The organism is Micromonospora sp. NPDC005171 (assembly GCF_040608575.1).
Taxonomy (GTDB): Bacteria; Actinomycetota; Actinomycetes; order Mycobacteriales; family Micromonosporaceae; genus Micromonospora.
In genome coordinates this window covers 516,412-531,941 of sequence record NZ_JBEXIM010000001.1, presented here as the reverse complement: position 1 = coordinate 531,941, position 15,530 = coordinate 516,412, and the positions used below count along the sequence as shown (strand labels likewise).

Annotated in this window: 20 protein-coding genes and 1 tRNA gene; 9 read left to right on the top strand and 12 right to left on the bottom strand. The window is 70.7% G+C overall.

Translation table 11 applies throughout. From position 1 onward, the window contains the following. Nucleotides 1-52: 52 nt before the first annotated feature. On the bottom strand, nucleotides 53-631 hold the full coding sequence (dcd, locus tag ABZU74_RS02485; RefSeq protein ID WP_089018323.1) for a dCTP deaminase: 579 nt from the start codon (nucleotides 629-631) through the stop codon (nucleotides 53-55). Between the two features lie 99 nt (nucleotides 632-730). On the opposite strand from dcd, the gene ABZU74_RS02480 reads away from it, so the two are divergent. Next, nucleotides 731-1,288, top strand: coding sequence for a pyridoxamine 5'-phosphate oxidase family protein (locus tag ABZU74_RS02480; RefSeq protein ID WP_355417485.1), 558 nt, complete (start codon nucleotides 731-733; stop codon nucleotides 1,286-1,288). A gap of 266 nt (nucleotides 1,289-1,554) precedes the next feature. Then, a tRNA-Gly gene (locus ABZU74_RS02475) sits at nucleotides 1,555-1,628 on the top strand. A 107-nt stretch (nucleotides 1,629-1,735) separates the two neighbouring features. On the opposite strand, the gene ABZU74_RS02470 is transcribed toward ABZU74_RS02475, so the two are convergent. The 3 genes from ABZU74_RS02470 to ABZU74_RS02460 form a co-directional block, all read right to left on the bottom strand. Then, nucleotides 1,736-2,341 (bottom strand): 2'-5' RNA ligase family protein, encoded by a 606-nt coding sequence (locus ABZU74_RS02470; protein ID WP_355417482.1) that lies wholly within the window; start codon nucleotides 2,339-2,341, stop codon nucleotides 1,736-1,738. Between the two features lie 36 nt (nucleotides 2,342-2,377). Continuing rightward, the gene (locus ABZU74_RS02465; protein WP_355418233.1) at nucleotides 2,378-3,316 is read right to left on the bottom strand and encodes an LD-carboxypeptidase; all 939 of its coding nucleotides are present in this window, start codon (nucleotides 3,314-3,316) and stop codon (nucleotides 2,378-2,380) included. A 131-nt stretch (nucleotides 3,317-3,447) separates the two neighbouring features. After that, the gene (locus ABZU74_RS02460; RefSeq protein ID WP_355417479.1) at nucleotides 3,448-3,681 is read right to left on the bottom strand and encodes a hypothetical protein; all 234 of its coding nucleotides are present in this window, start codon (nucleotides 3,679-3,681) and stop codon (nucleotides 3,448-3,450) included. Nucleotides 3,682-3,775: 94 nt separating this feature from the next. Here ABZU74_RS02460 and ABZU74_RS02455 point away from each other — a divergent pair, with 94 nt between their 5' ends. After that, nucleotides 3,776-4,117, top strand: a complete 342-nt coding sequence (locus ABZU74_RS02455) for a VOC family protein (protein ID WP_355417476.1) — start codon at nucleotides 3,776-3,778, stop codon at nucleotides 4,115-4,117. A gap of 25 nt (nucleotides 4,118-4,142) precedes the next feature. On the opposite strand, the gene ABZU74_RS02450 is transcribed toward ABZU74_RS02455, so the two are convergent. The 3 genes from ABZU74_RS02450 to ABZU74_RS02440 are packed head-to-tail and all read right to left on the bottom strand — an operon-like array spanning nucleotide 4,143 to nucleotide 5,970. Beyond that, nucleotides 4,143-4,787 carry a dihydrofolate reductase family protein gene (locus ABZU74_RS02450; protein WP_355417473.1) on the bottom strand — a complete coding sequence of 215 codons (645 nt, stop codon included), beginning with the start codon at nucleotides 4,785-4,787 and terminating at the stop codon, nucleotides 4,143-4,145. Between the two features lie 32 nt (nucleotides 4,788-4,819). Beyond that, entirely contained in the window at nucleotides 4,820-5,524 is a 705-nt protein-coding gene (locus ABZU74_RS02445) for a dihydrofolate reductase family protein (RefSeq protein WP_355417470.1), read from the bottom strand. Beyond that, nucleotides 5,521-5,970, bottom strand: a complete 450-nt coding sequence (locus ABZU74_RS02440; RefSeq protein ID WP_355417467.1) for a hypothetical protein — start codon at nucleotides 5,968-5,970, stop codon at nucleotides 5,521-5,523. The genes ABZU74_RS02445 and ABZU74_RS02440 overlap by 4 nt, the downstream gene beginning before the upstream one ends. Nucleotides 5,971-6,107: 137 nt before the next feature. On the opposite strand from ABZU74_RS02440, the gene ABZU74_RS02435 reads away from it, so the two are divergent. After that, nucleotides 6,108-6,989 carry an LLM class flavin-dependent oxidoreductase gene (locus tag ABZU74_RS02435; protein ID WP_355417465.1) on the top strand — a complete coding sequence of 294 codons (882 nt, stop codon included), beginning with the start codon at nucleotides 6,108-6,110 and terminating at the stop codon, nucleotides 6,987-6,989. A 34-nt stretch (nucleotides 6,990-7,023) separates the two neighbouring features. On the opposite strand, the gene ABZU74_RS02430 is transcribed toward ABZU74_RS02435, so the two are convergent. From ABZU74_RS02430 to ABZU74_RS02420, 3 genes are all read right to left on the bottom strand, one after another. Further along, the gene (locus tag ABZU74_RS02430) at nucleotides 7,024-7,455 is read right to left on the bottom strand and encodes an ASCH domain-containing protein (protein WP_355417462.1); all 432 of its coding nucleotides are present in this window, start codon (nucleotides 7,453-7,455) and stop codon (nucleotides 7,024-7,026) included. 103 nt (nucleotides 7,456-7,558) lie between these two features. After that, entirely contained in the window at nucleotides 7,559-8,455 is an 897-nt protein-coding gene (locus ABZU74_RS02425) for a questin oxidase family protein (protein ID WP_355417459.1), read from the bottom strand. A 33-nt stretch (nucleotides 8,456-8,488) separates the two neighbouring features. Next, complete coding sequence (locus ABZU74_RS02420; protein WP_355417456.1) at nucleotides 8,489-9,040, bottom strand: phosphoribosyltransferase family protein; 552 nt, start codon at nucleotides 9,038-9,040, stop codon at nucleotides 8,489-8,491. A 187-nt stretch (nucleotides 9,041-9,227) separates the two neighbouring features. Between ABZU74_RS02420 and ABZU74_RS02415 the strand changes: the two genes are divergently transcribed. The 4 genes from ABZU74_RS02415 (at nucleotide 9,228) to ABZU74_RS02400 (ending at nucleotide 13,561) form a co-directional block, all read left to right on the top strand. Continuing rightward, the gene (locus tag ABZU74_RS02415; RefSeq protein WP_355417453.1) at nucleotides 9,228-9,863 is read left to right on the top strand and encodes a septal ring lytic transglycosylase RlpA family protein; all 636 of its coding nucleotides are present in this window, start codon (nucleotides 9,228-9,230) and stop codon (nucleotides 9,861-9,863) included. Between the two features lie 104 nt (nucleotides 9,864-9,967). Further along, complete coding sequence (locus tag ABZU74_RS02410) at nucleotides 9,968-11,092, top strand: PP2C family protein-serine/threonine phosphatase (protein ID WP_355418231.1); 1,125 nt, start codon at nucleotides 9,968-9,970, stop codon at nucleotides 11,090-11,092. 129 nt (nucleotides 11,093-11,221) lie between these two features. After that, entirely contained in the window at nucleotides 11,222-13,078 is a 1,857-nt protein-coding gene (locus ABZU74_RS02405) for an acyl-CoA dehydrogenase (protein WP_355417450.1), read from the top strand. A gap of 213 nt (nucleotides 13,079-13,291) precedes the next feature. Further along, nucleotides 13,292-13,561, top strand: coding sequence for a DUF6458 family protein (locus tag ABZU74_RS02400; RefSeq protein ID WP_030487564.1), 270 nt, complete (start codon nucleotides 13,292-13,294; stop codon nucleotides 13,559-13,561). Nucleotides 13,562-13,616: 55 nt separating this feature from the next. Here the strand turns inward: ABZU74_RS02400 and ABZU74_RS02395 are convergent, their stop codons facing one another. After that, entirely contained in the window at nucleotides 13,617-14,156 is a 540-nt protein-coding gene (locus ABZU74_RS02395; protein WP_355417447.1) for a histidine phosphatase family protein, read from the bottom strand. 112 nt (nucleotides 14,157-14,268) lie between these two features. On the opposite strand from ABZU74_RS02395, the gene ABZU74_RS02390 reads away from it, so the two are divergent. Beyond that, complete coding sequence (locus ABZU74_RS02390; RefSeq protein WP_355417444.1) at nucleotides 14,269-14,556, top strand: DUF6458 family protein; 288 nt, start codon at nucleotides 14,269-14,271, stop codon at nucleotides 14,554-14,556. A gap of 254 nt (nucleotides 14,557-14,810) precedes the next feature. Here the strand turns inward: ABZU74_RS02390 and ABZU74_RS02385 are convergent, their stop codons facing one another. Beyond that, nucleotides 14,811-15,488, bottom strand: coding sequence for a hemolysin III family protein (locus ABZU74_RS02385; RefSeq protein ID WP_355417441.1), 678 nt, complete (start codon nucleotides 15,486-15,488; stop codon nucleotides 14,811-14,813). Nucleotides 15,489-15,530: the final 42 nt, after the last annotated feature.

The following is a 15,530-nucleotide window of genomic DNA, read 5'->3' as shown; positions in this document are numbered from 1 at the left end:
GACCGGAGGGCCCGTCGCGATCACGTCGCGGCGGGCCCTCGTCGTTCTGGTATCAGCGGGTTGGCCAGGTGCGCCAGTGCTGCCAGGCGCGGCTGGGCGTCGGCCCTCGCTGGCCCTGGTAGCGCGAGCCGTAGACCACCGAGCCGTACGGGTGCTCGGCCGGCGAGGAGAGCCGGAAGATGCAGAGCTGCCCGATCTTCATGCCCGGCCAGAGGGTGATCGGCAGGTTCGCCACGTTCGAGAGCTCCAGCGTCACGTGACCGGAGAAGCCCGGGTCGATGAAACCGGCAGTGGAGTGCGTGAGCAGACCGAGCCGGCCCAGGGAGCTCTTGCCCTCCAGCCGGCCGGCGAGCTGGTCACCCAGCGAGATGACCTCAAGCGTCGAGGCGAGCACGAACTCCCCCGGATGCAGCACGAACGGCTCGCCGTCGGGGACCTCGACCACCGACGTCAGGTCGTCCTGCTGCATGGCCGGATCGATGTGGGTGTAGAGGTGGTTGTTGAAGACCCGGAACAGCCGGTCGAGTCGCACGTCGATGCTGGACGGTTGGACCAGGGTGGGCTCGAACGGCTCCAGGCCCAGCGTGCCGGCCTTGATCTCGGAGACCAGGTCGCGGTCGGAGAGCAGCATCGGACCACCATAGCCGCGCTGCCAAAAATGGCCAGATTCGGTGCCGGTGACCAGCGCGTCGAGGTCGCTGCTCGTACATTTGTTCGATAGAATGTCCACATGGCTTCCTGGTCCGAATTCGCCGCCGACGAGCCCCGACTCGCCGACGGGATCCGCGTTCTCCTCCAGCAATACGGGCCGGGCTTCGGCTATCTGGCCACGGTCCGTGCCGACGGCGGGCCCCGCGTCCATCCGGTCTCCCCGGTCATCACCGCCGAGGGGCTGTTCTGCTTCATCATCGACTCGCCCAAGCGCCGCGACCTCGAACGTGACGGCCGTTACGCGCTGCACTCGTTCCCCGCAGAGGAGAGCGACGACGAGGCGTACGTGGCGGGTCGCGCCCGTCCGGTGACCGATCCGGTCCGGGTGGCGCTCCTGGCGCAGAGCGCCCGGGCCGAGCCGCAGGTCGACTGGCGGCTCTTCGAGTTCACCGTCGACGTGGCGATGCTCACCCGCCGTGAGCAGCACATCGCGGGCATTCCGGGCCTCCCGCCGGGCCGGCCGGCCGTTCGGGTCTGGCTCGACCCAAACGCCCAGGCGGCGGTGGCCGCCCCGCTGACCGTCCCGCAGACCCGCCCGACCCGTCTCAGCCGTGACGTCCAGTGCACTGCCGCCTGACCACGACCGGAAGATCATCGGCGCCGGCTCCGTCGCAGCGGAGCCGGCGCCGGGTGTACGCCTCGGCCCGCCGGCCGCCCGCCGCCCGCGTTGATCAACTGGGTTTCAGGGATATCGCGTGGTCCCGGCACTTCGGATGCCCCGACTTCCAGGAAGCCGAGTGGATCAACCCGGCCCAGGCCGCGCGGAGCGGTACGCGGACACGTGCGGCCGCCGGGGGGACCTGGGTGCAGAGGCTCGACGACTCGGGTACAGTGGTGCCGCTTGCGGGTGTAGTTCAATGGCAGAACATCAGCTTCCCAAGCTGACAGTGCGGGTTCGATTCCCGTCACCCGCTCCACTGCGAAGGCCCTGGCCAGGACGTGAGTTCCGGTCAGGGCCTTCGACGTTTCCTGGGCCACGAGTGCCCGGCGGGCCAGCCACGTGGCCACCACCTGGGCCGCAACTTCACGCCCGGACCGCTGCGCGTCCCGTGCCAGCCGGCGCAGTTGTTGTGGCGCCCAGCGGGAATTCGCAGACGGTGTGCCAAGGGCTGACGTCCGGTGTCCCGGCGATGAGCCGGACCCTGTCGATGGTCGCGTGGATCGGCAGGTGCGCGGCGACGGTGTCCGCTGCGTGGCGCAGCGTGGGCTTGGCCGCGTCGTGACCGATGGTCAGGTGCGGCACCACGTCGCTGTGTGCCCCGGCATACGGGGGCGCCTCGGGAAACTGCCGCCACACCGCCGCAGTGAGCTCCCGGAACGGACGATCTGGCTGCGGAGCAAGCCAGACGACCGTGTCGCCAAACCAGCCGACGTGCGTCAGTGCGACGTCGAACCGCGGTATCTCGGCAATGGTCTCGCGCAGCACCGCCATGACCTGCTCATCGATCTGCTGCGGGGGCAGGAACGGGTAGAGGACGGTCACGTGCGCCGGCACGCCCCACCCGGCGGCCCGGTCGAGCGATGCCCGGAAGCGGCCCACCGCCTCCTCGGCCTCGGGTATCGGCACGATGAGGGCGGTCTGTGTCGGTTCCATCCCCGCAGTTTCCAACCACGATCGGTGCCGGTCCACGTGATTTCTCCGCCCTCTGCAACTGGCGGAGATCCCCTACCGGTAGTCGGCGAAGATGCGGCGTTCCACGCCGTCGACGGTGACCGGGCCGCCGTGGGGAAGGATCCACTGCGGTCTGGTGTGACCGAACGAAACGCCGACGCAGACGACCGCCTCGGGGTTGTAGCGGCCCACCACGTCGACCACCGTGTCGCGCTGCTGCTCGCGAAGCCGTTCCCGGTCGGCGGCCGGGGGTCGACGGGTGTGGTCGGAGACCGGCGGACGGGCGACCAGGACCGCGTCGACGGCGCTGAGGAAGCCGCGTTCACCCAGTGATCGGAGGATCCAGCCGACCTCACGGGCGGGGAGAAGCTCCTCCGACGTTTCGATGAGCAGCACCCCACCCTGCAGGACCTCCGGGGAAAACGGGAAGCGTCCCGCCGTCAGGATCCACTGGATGACTTCCAGGCAGCCACCCCAGGTGGGGCCGGTGACCGCGCGGGGCGGCCCGTACCAACTCCACGGCTCCGTCGGTTCGCGCTCTCCAAAGGACTTCAACGCCTGCGGGTCTGCCCAGTCGATGCCGATGTCCTCGGACTCACCCGGATCGGTGATCTCCAGCCGTTCCCCGGTGAGCAGTGCCGCTCGCAGCGACCGGACGTGGATGTCGTCGACGGCAGGCCCGGGGCCGAGGTGCACCTGGGAGGACCCGCCGTAGAAGCTGGCGATGCCGAGGCCCCAGAGCCAGTGGTGCAGGTTGGTGTTGTCGCTGGTGCCCAGGAACGGCTTCGGGTCGGCTCGGGCCAGGTCGGCGTCCAGGTGGGGGATGACAGTGATCTGGTCGTCGCCGCCGATGACGGCGAGAATGCCGCGTACCTGGGGGTCCGCGAAGGCGGCGTTGATGTCCGCCGCCCGCGCTGCCGCGCTCGCACCCACCTGGCGGGTGGTGGGGTATTCGACCGGGACGAGGCCGGTCAGGTCGGCAAGCCGTCGCATGGCCTGCTCGTGGATCGCCGGGTAGGCACCGGCCGCGGCGAAGGACGGGGAGAGGACCGCGAGGTGGTCACCCGGGCGTGCTTTCCGAGGACGAACAAGCTCATGCGCCATGTCGAGATCCAACAGGTGTGTCAGTCCGTTCGCATCTCATTTCGGGCGGCTGTCAGCGCGCCCGACTGACGGGGGGTGAGCCCGCGCAGCGTGTTCACCAGGCTCAGCCGCAGCGCGGTCGCCTCGGAGTGGCCGTCTCCGGGCCGGTCGGTGGGCTGCGCCTCCAGGCGCTCGGTCAGCCGGCGCCGCCGCCACCAGGAGACCTGCTGGTGGTGGTTGAGGCCGGGCCGGGTCAGGCCGGCAGATGATGACACCTGCCGGGATCGACGGTGGTGGTTCCTGTCGGACCTCGGCACCCGTTAGGGTCCGGCTTGGAGGTGGTCCGTGTTCACCGAAGCCTTTCCGATCGTGACGACACCTGACCTGCCACGACTGATCGCGTTCTACCGGGACGTGGTCGGCTTCGAGCTGACCTACCGGTTCCCGGAGGAGGGCGCCCCGGAGTTCGTCGCTCTGCGGTTGGGCAGCAGCGAGCTCGGCCTGGCCGCCAACCCGGAGGCTGGCGAGCCGGCCAATTCGCACCGCTGGGAGTTGTGCGTCTACGCCGACGACTGCGATGCGGCCGTGGGCGCGCTGCGGACAGGCGGAGCGACAGTCACCGAGGAGCCGGTCGACCAGGCCTGGGGTGAGCGCTCCGCCCGGGTCACCGACCCCGACGGCAACCGTCTGCTGGTGCTGGCCCGGCTGTAGACGACGCTGCCGGGCAGCAGCGCGGTCATCGTCTCCAGAACAGGAGGTGGGTGATTCCGCTGGGGCTGGGCACCGACTCGAGGTGGAAGCGGTCGAGCAGTTCGTCGGGGCTGTCCCAGAGACGCTCACCCCGTTCGAGGTCGACGGGCGCGACGGCGAAGTGCATCGTGTCGACCAGGTCGGCCTCGATGAACTCGCGGATGGTCGCCACCCCACCCCCAAGGCGTACGTCCCGACCGGCGGCCGCCTGCTTCGCCCGGGCCAACGCCTCGGCCGCGCTGGCGTCGAGGAAGTGGAATGTGGTGTCGGCCAGGGTGAACGACGGGCGTTCGTGGTGGGTGAGCACGAAGACCGGTGTGTGGAACGGCGGGTTGTCCCCCCACCACCCCTGCCACTCATGGTTCTCCCATGGGCCACGCTGGGGGCCGAACTTGTTGCGACCCATGATCTCGGCGCCGATGTTGCACTCGGCGTCGCGGGTCAGGTAGTCGTCCAGCCCACGAGTGCCGCCCGGCTCGGTGCGATACACGAAGCTGGCGGTGGCTGAACGCCAGGAGAACAACGGGGTGGGGTCCGCGTGGCCGAAGGGCCGCTCCAGGCTCTGCCCCTCCCCGGTGCCGAACCCGTCGCGCGAAACGTTGAAGCACTGCACCCGCAGCAGTTGTGACATGGGGTCTCCTACCTTCTTCGATGGGCCGTGATTCAGATCGCGGTGACAGTCGGGCCGCCTCCGCTGCCCCGGTCGTCGAGCACGAGCGGGGCGCGACCGCGCACCACGTACCGGATGTGGGTCACCTCGGGGGTGGCAAGGACGCGGGTCGGCGTCAGCTCGATCGCCTCCCGTTCGCCCAGGGCGAGGTCCGCGTCGAAGAGCCGCAGGCCGGTGCCGAGCACGACGGGTACGACGTGCAGCTCCAACTCGTCGAGCAAGCCGGCCTTGAGCACCTGCCGCACCAGGCTGCCGCCCCCGGCCACCGCGACGTTCTTGCCGCCGGCCACGGCGCGCGCCTGCTCGACGGCGCTGGCCACGCCGTCGGTGATGTAGGTGAAGCTGGTGCCCCCTTCCTTCAGCAGCCGCTCGCGAGGGCGGTGGGTGACGACGAAGACCGGCGCGCGAAACGGCGGCTCCGCACCCCACGGGATCTCACCCACGTCGGCCATCCGGCGCCCCATCACGTACGCGCCAGCTGCGCCGAACGATTCGGCGATCACCTCGGAGTTGGTGTCCTGCTCCCCGCCGGCGAAGCCCTGCCGTTCCCGCCAGGCCGCCGCTTCGGTCGCCCACCTGGTGACCCGGAAGAATTTCGCGCTCTCCGCCGAGTCCATCCAGTCGCCGTTCCCGTCGAACCGTGGGCCGGCGTAGAAGCCGTCCACGGACACCGACACCTGTGCGGTCACCTTCGTCATCGCGCTTGGTCCCTCCTTCGGGCGACACCCCGCCTGGGTGCCGCTCCCCGAGGGGTCGGAGCCGAACGCGATGTCCCTACCGGGGAGGAAGTGTGACGGGCGTCACCGTCGGGCCCGGTCAGCAGCCACGCCCCGGCGTGTTCCGGGTCGCGTGACCAGCGCATCCGGGGTTTCTCCTCCGGGCGTGGGCTCCAGTCCCGGTAGGGCGCGAGGGCCACCCGCCAGGCGATCACCGCGAAGACGTAGACGCCGGGGCCGACCAGCCAGAGCAGGGCGTCGCGTCGCCGGTAGGAGGCGTACGGCGCGAGCCACGCGGTCGCCGCCATCGGCACCGCGACCGCGCTGAGGTCGGCCAGCGGCCCGCGGCCGAATCGGGTCTCGATCAGCTCGCGGAGGACGAGTGACGGAACGATCACCCCGACCAGCAACGCCACCGTACGGATCATGCGGATCCGGCGTGTCCGGCGAGCCGGGGACACTCGGGGGGAAGCTGCTTCGGTGGGCACCACCGGAGGGTACGGGCCGGCAACAGCGGTGGATCTAAAAATTCCGCGCTCGCACCGGCCCAGCTAGGGTGGCGATCATGCGGATTGGCATCGTGATCCTGCCGGACCAGCGGTGGGCGGAGTCGCAGCGTCGCTGGCGGCAGGTCGACGAGTGGGGTTTCGACCACGCCTGGACGTACGACCACCTGGGTTGGCGTGACCTGGTCGACGGCCCGTGGTTCGACTCGATGGCCACGTTGACCGCCGCCGCCACGGTGACCTCGCGGATTCGGCTGGGCACCCTCGTGGCGTCGCCGAACTTCCGGCACCCGGCCGCGTTCGCCCGGCAGATCACCACTGTGGACGACGTCTCCGCCGGCCGGCTACTGCTCGGCCTGGGCGCGGGTGGCATCGGCTTCGACTCGGCGGTGCTGGGCGGCGAGACGCTGCCGCCGCGTCAGCGGGTCGACCGATTCGCCGAGTTCACCGAGTTGTTGGATCTGATCCTGCGAGAGGACCGCACCACCTGGCGTGGCGACTGGTTCACCGCGGTGGACGCCCGCAACAACCCGGGCTGCGTGCAGCAGCCTCGGGTGCCGTTCGTGGTGGCCGCCAACGGGCCACGGTCGATGCGGTTGGTGGCCCGCTTCGGTCAGGGGTGGGTGACCACCGGCACCGGCGACGACAACGACCTGGCGGGTTGGTGGGCCAGCGTGTCGGCCCTGTCCGCGCGGATGGACCGGACCCTGGACGAGGCCGGCCGCGATCCGGCGAGCCTTGACCGCTATCTCTCGCTGGACGCGGCGCCGGTCTTCTCGCTCAGCAGCGCCCAGTTCTTCGCCGATCAGGTCGGCCGGGCCGCCGAGTTGGGCTTCACCGACGTGGTGACGCACTGGCCGCGGGCCAGCAGTTGGTACGCCGGTGACGAGGCCATCCTGGTGGACGTGGCGACGCGGTTGCTGCCGGAGCTACGCGGCTGAGGCCGACGCGCCGGTCCGGGCCGGAGCCGCCGGGTCAGGTGCCGAGGTCGCCACTTGCCACACCGCCCTCACCGCCGGAGACCAGCCGAAAGCGGAGGCAGACGATCGGGGTGTCGCCGTCGACAGGTGTGCCGAGCCGCGCCCAGTAGGCCGAGTGCCCGGCCCGCCACTCCTCGATCGAGCGGTCACCCTCGCCCTCGGCTAGGGCGAAGTCCCAGGGCACGTCGGCGAAACGGACCACCTCGACTCCGGTGATCTCCACGACGCCGGCCAGGGCGTTGTCGTCGTCGACCAGGGCCAGGCGTTCGCCGACGTGCTCCAGCTCCTCGCCTTCTTCCGCGTACTCGGCGAGCCGGCCGGCCGTCGCGGTCTTCACACCGGCCAGCACCAGGGTGTTGAGGGTTGCCCGCAACTCGCCGGGGGTGCCGAGGGCGAGGGCGCGCAGTTCACCTATCCGAGGCCACATCCTGCCGAGGCTAGGCCAGCACCGCCCGGCTCGCCGCCGCATTACGCGCCGCCCCGCTCAGATCAGTTGGCCGGCGTAGCCGGGTGCGGTGAGCAGCCGCTCGTCACCACTTGTCGCGTACGCGTCGAGGATCGCGTCGGCCAGCTTGACCACGTGCTCGTCGCCGTGCCGGGCCGCGCGGGCGAAGACCTCCGCCGGCGTCGCGGGGGTGACGGTCGGTGGTGCGATGCCGTCGGCCGGGGCGTACACCGAGGTGCACCAGCATGACCGGCGCGGCGTGCCCGAAGCGCAGGTAGTCGAGGCCGGCCCGGTGCACCAGCGTGGTGAGCCCGCGCTCCGCCTCGGCCGGGCTCCGCACGGGCCGCAGCGTCGCGAGGGCCGGCTCCCATCGGGGTACGCCGGACAGCTGGTCCAGCCGATCCCGGACGCCCCCGGTCTGCTCGTCGATCCGGGGCAGCCCGGCCAGCGCGGCCGCTACGTCGATGTCGTCGGTGCCCGGCTGGTCCGTCTCGCCGGCGAGCAGTTGGTCGGTGCCGGGGATCGGCTGCCAGCGGGCCGCCCAGTAGCCGAGGGCCTGGCCCAACTCGGTGAGCCGCTGCCGGTTTCCGTCGTCCGGTTCGAGTGCGCGGACGGCGTGCCCGACCCGGATCACGCCGTGCGTGGCGCCGGCGGCGATGCCCGGCAGCAGCCGGGGCCACCAGGTGCCGAGCACCGCACGCCACGGGTGTTCGCGTAGTTGTCGGTCGAAGTAGGCCAGCCAGTCACCGGCCCGCTTCGGATCGCCCAGCGCCGACTGCCAGTCGTCAATCGGGTGCAGGCCCCGGGGCAGCTCGTCCAGGCGGCCGAGGTAGTCGTCGAGCCAGCGGTGCACCCGGTGCGGGTGCCCGTGTCGGACCAACGCCTCGACGGCCATCGGCCCGTGGTTGGAGAGCCAGCCCTGATATTCGGGGCCGGTGCGGTGCAGCCGCTCGTACGCCTCGTCGAGAACTCCGTCACTCATCGGCCGATCGTCGGTGCTGAACCTTGCTTCAGGTCAAGTGGTCAGATCCGCGGCGTTGATCAGGCCGGTGATCCGTAGGTCGGCCGCGACGTCGGGCGGGCAGTCCACGGCCACCACCGCGGTGCCCAGCACCTCGGCGCCCCGGGCGGCGCAGATGTCGTAGAGGGCGCGTAGCTGCGCACCGGTACGCACCCAGTCGTCCACCACCAGCACCCGGTCGTCGGGGCCGATGTGCCGGTCCCGTACGGCGAGGTCGACCTGTCGGCCCCGGTAGTCCGGTGGGCTCTGCGCCCAGGTGAGCGGCCCGGCCGGCAGTCGTCCGTCACCGGGTTTGTGGGCGGCCACGAAGCCGACCCCGAGGGCGGTGGCGGCCAACGGTCCGAGCAGCAGCCCGGTGACGGCCGGCGACAGCACCACAGTCGGTCGGGCGGCCCGGTACGGCGCCACCAGGGCCGGTCCCAGCTCGGCCAGCACCGCCGGGTCCCGCCACCAACCGGAGATGTCGCTGACCAGGTGACTGGTGCCCGGGCCGGGGTCGATCCACTGGAACAGGGTGGCCAGGCGTTCGGTCAGCTCAGCGGACATCCGCCCATCCTGCGGCACGCGCGGTGGGCGTGCTGGCAGTTGGGCCGCCCGGCCCACCCCGGATCGGATGATCGGCTACACGTACCTGTGCAAATCCGGGCATACCATCATGATCACGTTGACTTCGGAAGTGCTTCTCTCGTTACGGTCCGACCCGGTTTGTTCAGACGACGAAAGGACCGGGCCGGTGGCAGGCAAGCACTCCCGTACCCGCATCTTCTCCTCCCCGGCGGGCATCGTGGCCACCGCGGCGGTCGGCGTCGCCCTCGCCGTGGGGGGCACTGTCGGTGCCGTGCAGCTCGTCTCCGGCTCCGACCAGTCGGCGCAGACGGCTCTCGACCTCACCCCGACCGCCGCGAGCAGCCTCGCCCCCAGCTCCCCAGCCGTCTCCCCGAGCGTCAGCGCCTCGCCGAGCGTGACCGCCAGCCCGTCGGCGACCCGGTCGCAGCAGGCCGCCTCCCGGAGCAAGGAGCGCAGCTCGTCGCCGAGGCCGAAGCCCAAGCCGACCGTCAAGAAGACCACCGCCGCCGCGAAGGTGCTGGAGAGCGGCTCGTGCGGCGCCTCGTTCTACTCCGACGGGCAGCTCACCGCCAACGGCGAGTCGTTCAACCCGGACGCGCTGACCGCCGCGCACAAGACCCTGCCGTTCAACACCAAGGTCCGGGTGACCAACCCGGCCAACGGCAAGTCGGTGACGGTACGGATCAACGACCGCGGCCCGTTCATCGACGGCCGCTGCCTGGACCTCTCCCGGGCCGCCTTCGCCACCATCGCCTCGGTCGACGTGGGCGCGCTCACCGTCCGCTACGAGGTCCTCGGCTGACCGGGACCGGCGACGGCGATTCGGCCGGCCGACTGGGCCGGCCGGACAGAACCTCCTCGGACGACGGGTCAGGTTCATTCACCGGTTCACGTGGATCAGGCAAACTGTCCCTCGTACCCACGCGACTCCTCCAGTCGGGCCGTCGCCCGCTGAGCCCCGGATCCCGCGCCGGCCTCGGCGCGGCCCTCGTTCTGCTCGCGATCGTGTCGGCGGTGGAGGCGGCGGACGGCCGCAAGGTGCACTACGTCGCGCTCCTGGCGGCCGCGCCGGTTCTCGCCGCCGCCCTGGCGTCCTGGGTGGTGGTCCTGGGTGTGGGGGTCGCGGCGACACTGATCGGCGCCGGCTTCGCACTGGTCGCGCCGAAGGTCTCGTTGGCCACCTCGGTCAGCGTTGTCGCGGTCGCGCTCACCACCGCGTTGGCCGTGGCGGTGGCGTGGGTTCGGCAGCGGCAGGCCGAGCGGATCGTCGAGCTGACCAAGCTCGCCTCGGTGGCCCAGCAGGCGGTGTTGCGCCCGCTCGGCCCGCAGGTCGGCACGCTCTCGGTCGCCGGCCGCTACATCTCCTCCACGGCGACGGCCGAGATCGGCGGCGACCTGTACGAGGCGATCGACACGCCCTACGGCGTCCGCATGATCATCGGTGACGTGCGCGGCAAGGGCCTGGACGCGGTCCGGCTGGCCAGCATCGTCCTCGGTTCCTACCGGCACGTGGCGTACGAGCGGGCCGACCTGCGTGCCGTCGTCGCCGACCTGGACCGCGCGGTGGCTCGTAACGTCGGCGACGAGGACTTCGTGACGGCGGCACTGGTCGAGGAGCGTGGCGGCACCCTCACGATCGTCAACTGCGGGCACCCGCCACCGCTGCTGCTGCGCCGCGGCGCGGTGATCCCGCTGGAACCGCCGGCCCCGGCGCCTCCGCTCGGGTTCATGCCGGTGGTCCGTCCCCGGGTCGAACGCCTGGAGCCCGGGGACCGGCTGTTGTTGTTCACCGACGGCCTCGGCGAGGCGCGGCGGGACGGCGAGTTTTTCCCCACCGCCGACCGGGCCTGGCGACTGCTCGGCCACGGCACTGTCGCCGACGGGCTGGCGTCGTTGGAGACCGCCCTGGTCGAGTGGGTGCACGGTCGGCTTGACGATGACATCGCGCTGGTCCTGATGGAGTACGTCGGCACCCGTGCCGGCGCGGCGGTAGCCGTCCCGAGCTGGGAGGTCGGCGCCGCCGAGAGCTGAGCCGAGCGGTCGCACCCGGAGGTGTGTAATCGCCGTCACTTGGGTGATCCGCTTGTCGCTGCCTACCCGCGAGTAATACAGTCGGGGTTACTGATCGGTAACACCTGTCCGGAAGCGGGGCCAGCGAGCATGACCCACTACAAGAGCAACCTGCGGGACCTTGAGTTCAACCTGTTCGAGGTGTTCGGGGCGGACCAGGCATTCGGCCAGGAACCGTACTCCGAACTCGACGCCGACACCGCCCGTAGTTTCCTCTCCGAGCTTGATCGCCTCGCTCGCGAGGACCTGGCCGCCAGCTACACGGACAGCGACCGCAACCCGCCGGTGTTCGACCCGGCCACGCACACCGCACCGCTCCCGGAGTCGTTCAAGAAGTCCTACCAGGCATTCATGGACTCCGAGTTCTGGCGACTGGACCTGCCGCCGGCGCTGGGCGGCACCAACGCGCCGCGCGCCCTCTGGTGGGCGCTCGCCGAGTTGGTGCTCGGCTCGAACGCCCCGATCTGGATGTACGCCTCCGGCCCGTCCTTCGCGCACGTGCTGCACGTCGAGGGCACCGAGCGGCAGAAGGGGTGGGCCAAGCTCTTCATCGACAAGCAGTGGGGCTCCACAATGGTGCTCACCGAGCCGGACGCCGGCTCGGACGTGGGCGCCGGCCGCGCCCGGGCGATCCAGCAGCCGGACGGCTCCTGGCACATCGAAGGCGTCAAGCGCTTCATCACCTCGGGTGAGCACGACCTCAGCGACAACATCGTGCACTACGTGCTGGCCCGCCCGGTGGGCGTGGAGGGCGTCGGTGGCCCCGGCACCAAGGGCCTGTCGCTCTTCGTGGTGCCGAAGTTCCACTTCGACGAGACCACCGGCGAGCTGGGTGAGCGCAACGGCGTCTACACCACGAACGTCGAGCACAAGATGGGCCTGAAGGTCTCCAACACCTGCGAGTTGACCTTCGGCGAGCACGGCGTACCGGCCAAGGGCTGGCTGCTGGGCGACAAGCACGACGGCATCCGGCAGATGTTCATGATCATCGAGTACGCCCGGATGCTGGTCGGCACCAAGGCCATTGCCACCCTCTCCACCGGCTACCTCAACGCCCTTGAGTACGCGAAGAACCGGGTGCAGGGCGCCGACCTGATCCAGCAGGCGGACAAGACCGCCCCCCGGGTCACCATCACCCACCACCCGGACGTGCGACGCTCACTGCTGCTGCAGAAGTCGTACGCCGAGGGTCTGCGCGCCCTGGTTCTCTACACCGCCACCTGGCAGGACAAGGTCGCCATCGCCGAGGCGGCCGGCGACGAGAAGGCCACCAAGCTGGCCAAGCGGGTAAACGACCTGCTGCTGCCGCTGGTCAAGGGCGTCGGTTCGGAGCGGGCGTACGAGATGCTCGGGCACGAGGCCCTGCAGACCTTCGGCGGCTCCGGCTTCCTCCAGGACTACCCGCTGGAGCAGTACGTCCGGGACGCCAAGATCGACACCCTGTACGAGGGCACCACCGCCATCCAGAGCCTGGACCTGATCTTCCGCAAGATCGTGCGGGACAACGGCAAGGCCCTCATGGCGGTCGCCGGCGAGATCCAGGAGTTCATCTCCTCCGAGGCGGGCAACGGCCAGCTCAAGGAGGAGCGGCAGGCGCTCGGCAAGGCGCTCGGCGAGGTCCAGAACATCCTCGGTGTCATGACCGGCTGGCTGGGCGAGGCGCAGGGCGGCGACACCCGCGCCCTCTACAAGGTCGGGCTGAGCAGCCGGCGCTTCCTGCTGTCGATCGGCGACCTGGTGGTCGGCTGGCTGCTGCAGAAGCAGGCCGACGTGGCGCTGAAGGCGCTGGCCGGCGACGTCTCCGCCAGCGACAAGGCGTTCTACACCGGCAAGGTGGCCGCCGCCCGCTTCTTCGCCCGTGAGGTGCTGCCCCGCATCGGTGCCGACCGGCGGATCATCGAGGGTGCCGACCTCGACATCATGGACCTCCCGGAGGAGGCCTTCTGAGCGTGCCACGGCACGTCTGACGGTTTCGGGTCGCACCACCCGACACCGCAACGGCCGGCGGGGCTGTCTGCCTCGCCGGCCGTCGCCGTCCCGCCGTGGCGGCGGGCACGTATTGGCCGAGTCCGGCCGGGTATGCCGCTGGCGTGGCGGGTAACCGTCGCATGACCTCGAAAGGGAACGCCCAGAGCCACCGCACGGGGGAGTGCAGCGCACATGGGTGTAGGAAGCGGCATTTTTCTCATCGCCATCGGCGCGATCCTGACCTTCGCGCTGAGAGCCAACGTCTGGTGGATCGACGTACGCGCGGTCGGCTGGGTGTTCATCCTGGCCGGGCTTGCCGTACTGCTGACCACGGTCTGGTTCTGGCAGGACCGGCGCAAGCGGGCCCGGACCCTCATCGTGGAGGAGAACCGGCTGTCTCATCCGACGGCGATGATGCCGCCACCGCCGGACCCGCCGCCACCGACCGCGCCGCCGTCCTGATCTCGGACGACCCGGACGCGCACCCTGAGCCACCCGCCGATCGTCGACGGGTGGCTCAGTCGCGCGCGGTGTGTCGGGCCGTGAGCGGCGCTCCCGCCCGGCTCAACTCCGTCCAGCCGACCGGGCAGCGGTGCACAGCCAGCTCGGCGGTGCGCAGCCCCTCATCGTCGGCTCCCTCGGGATCGAGGAGCGCCGAGAGCAGCGATATGCCCGGATTGTGGGCAATGAGCAGCGCCGTGCGGGCCGCCGGCTCCACCGTGCGGACCAGCGACAACAACTCCTCGGGGTGGGCGTCGTACGCGCCCGGCTCGTAACGGACGGTCGGGCGAGGACCGGTCGGGCCACCCTCCGGCGGTGAACCGGTCATCCCCATCGCCACCCCGTGCCAGGTCTGCCGGGTGCGAAGGGCCGTCGAGCAGATCACCACGTCGGGCAGCAGCCCGTGGTGCGCCAACCAGGCCCCCGCCGCAGCCGCGTCGGCGGTCCCGCGTGCGCTCAGTGGCCGCTCAGCGTCGTCCGCCGCGTCGCTGCCCTGCTCGGCCTTCGCGTGCCGCAGCAACACAAGTGTCCGTGTGTCGGGTCCGGCGTCCGTCATGCCCCCAGCTTGCCCGATTGGCGATCTCCGTGCCTGGGTAAGTCGATGGATGCCGCACCCCTACCGACGGCCGCGGCGCGACGTACGCCAGGTTAGAGCCGAGGAGCGAGACATGGGCATTGGTGGCAGCATCTTCTTGATCGCATTAGGCGCGATCTTCGCGTTCGCAGTGGAGGCCGACCTGGGTTGGCTGGACCTGGCCGTGGTCGGCTGGGTGCTGATGCTCGCCGGCGTCGCCGGCCTGCTCGCCACCCTCTACTTCTGGAACAGTCGCCGCCGCACGGTGGTCGCCGCGCCGGTACGCGAGGAGCGCGTGGTGGCCGACCGGGTCGTGCCGGTCCAGGACAACCAGGTCGTGCAGGAGTACCGCGAGGTGCGTCGGCCGGGCCGGCCGGTCTGATCCTCGCTCACCCACTCCGGGGTCCCGCAGCGTCGCGGGGCCCCGGCTCGCGTCTCCGTGTCGTGGATGCGCGACGAGATCGCCGCCGCCCCTGCCAGGAGGTGAGGGCCCGATCCTGGGCGCGGCGTCGGGTGGAGATCGTGCTCGATCCAGGAAACAGGGCCCTCGGGGTACGAGCGAGGCCACTATTTCCTGGATCGAGCACGATCATGGCGCCCGCCGCCGCGGCGTTTCTCGCCGGGCGGCCGGTCGGGTCAGGCGAACAGGGCGAAATAGATCGCGATGTGGTGACAGAGCGCCGCCAGCAGCGTGCAGGCGTGGAAGAACTCGTGGTGGCCGAAGACGGTCGGCCACGGATTGGGCCGGCGCAACGCGTAGAAGACCGCGCCGATGCTGTAGATCGCGCCGCCGATGATCAGCAGCACCAGCGCCGCGACGCCGCCCCCGTGAAGGATCTCCGGCAGCATGGCCACCGCCACCCAGCCCAGCGCCAGGTAGAGCGGCGCGGACACCCAGCGCGGCGCGTGCGGCCAGACCACCTTGAGCGCCACACCGGCCAGCGCGCCGCCCCAGACCAGGGCCAGCATCACGGTGGCCGGCCGGGGCGCGAGCAGCATCGCGCAGAGCGGTGTGTACGTGCCGGCGATGAACACGAAGATCATCGAATGGTCCATCCGGCGCATCACCTGGTAGCCGCGCTCTGACCACACACGACGGTGGTACAGCGCGCTCGTGCCGAAGAGCCCGCACACCGTCAGGCTGTAGATGAGGCAGCTCACCAGGGGCGCCCACCCCGGTTGGGTGGCGGCGATCGAGCAGAGCACGATGCCGCAGACCAGGGCGACGAAGAAGGCGTACGTGTGTAGCCAGCCGCGCATCCGGGGCTTACCGATGTCGACCGGCTTCAGGCGAAGCGGGGCGGAGGTGGTCACCCAGTCAGGTTACGACACCGTAGGTTACTTGTAAGTAGTGGC

Bases quoted from the DNA above. Each gene is read 5' to 3' on its own strand.
- ABZU74_RS02445 (WP_355417470.1), bottom strand. From the start codon at position 5,524: ATGACGAAGGTGACCGCACAGGTGTCGGTGTCCGTGGACGGCTTCTAC.
- ABZU74_RS02440 (WP_355417467.1), bottom strand. From the start codon at position 5,970: ATGATCCGTACGGTGGCGTTGCTGGTCGGGGTGATCGTTCCGTCACTC.
- dcd (WP_089018323.1), bottom strand. From the start codon at position 631: ATGCTGCTCTCCGACCGCGACCTGGTCTCCGAGATCAAGGCCGGCACG.
- ABZU74_RS02390 (WP_355417444.1), top strand. From the start codon at position 14,269: ATGGGCATTGGTGGCAGCATCTTCTTGATCGCATTAGGCGCGATCTTC.
- ABZU74_RS02450 (WP_355417473.1), bottom strand. From the start codon at position 4,787: ATGTCACAACTGCTGCGGGTGCAGTGCTTCAACGTTTCGCGCGACGGG.
- ABZU74_RS02480 (WP_355417485.1), top strand. From the start codon at position 731: ATGGCTTCCTGGTCCGAATTCGCCGCCGACGAGCCCCGACTCGCCGAC.
- ABZU74_RS02405 (WP_355417450.1), top strand. From the start codon at position 11,222: ATGACCCACTACAAGAGCAACCTGCGGGACCTTGAGTTCAACCTGTTC.
- ABZU74_RS02420 (WP_355417456.1), bottom strand. From the start codon at position 9,040: ATGTCCGCTGAGCTGACCGAACGCCTGGCCACCCTGTTCCAGTGGATC.
- ABZU74_RS02430 (WP_355417462.1), bottom strand. From the start codon at position 7,455: ATGTGGCCTCGGATAGGTGAACTGCGCGCCCTCGCCCTCGGCACCCCC.
- ABZU74_RS02435 (WP_355417465.1), top strand. From the start codon at position 6,108: ATGCGGATTGGCATCGTGATCCTGCCGGACCAGCGGTGGGCGGAGTCG.
- ABZU74_RS02395 (WP_355417447.1), bottom strand. From the start codon at position 14,156: ATGACGGACGCCGGACCCGACACACGGACACTTGTGTTGCTGCGGCAC.
- ABZU74_RS02465 (WP_355418233.1), bottom strand. From the start codon at position 3,316: ATGCGACGGCTTGCCGACCTGACCGGCCTCGTCCCGGTCGAATACCCC.
- ABZU74_RS02425 (WP_355417459.1), bottom strand. From the start codon at position 8,455: ATGAGTGACGGAGTTCTCGACGAGGCGTACGAGCGGCTGCACCGCACC.
- ABZU74_RS02400 (WP_030487564.1), top strand. From the start codon at position 13,292: ATGGGTGTAGGAAGCGGCATTTTTCTCATCGCCATCGGCGCGATCCTG.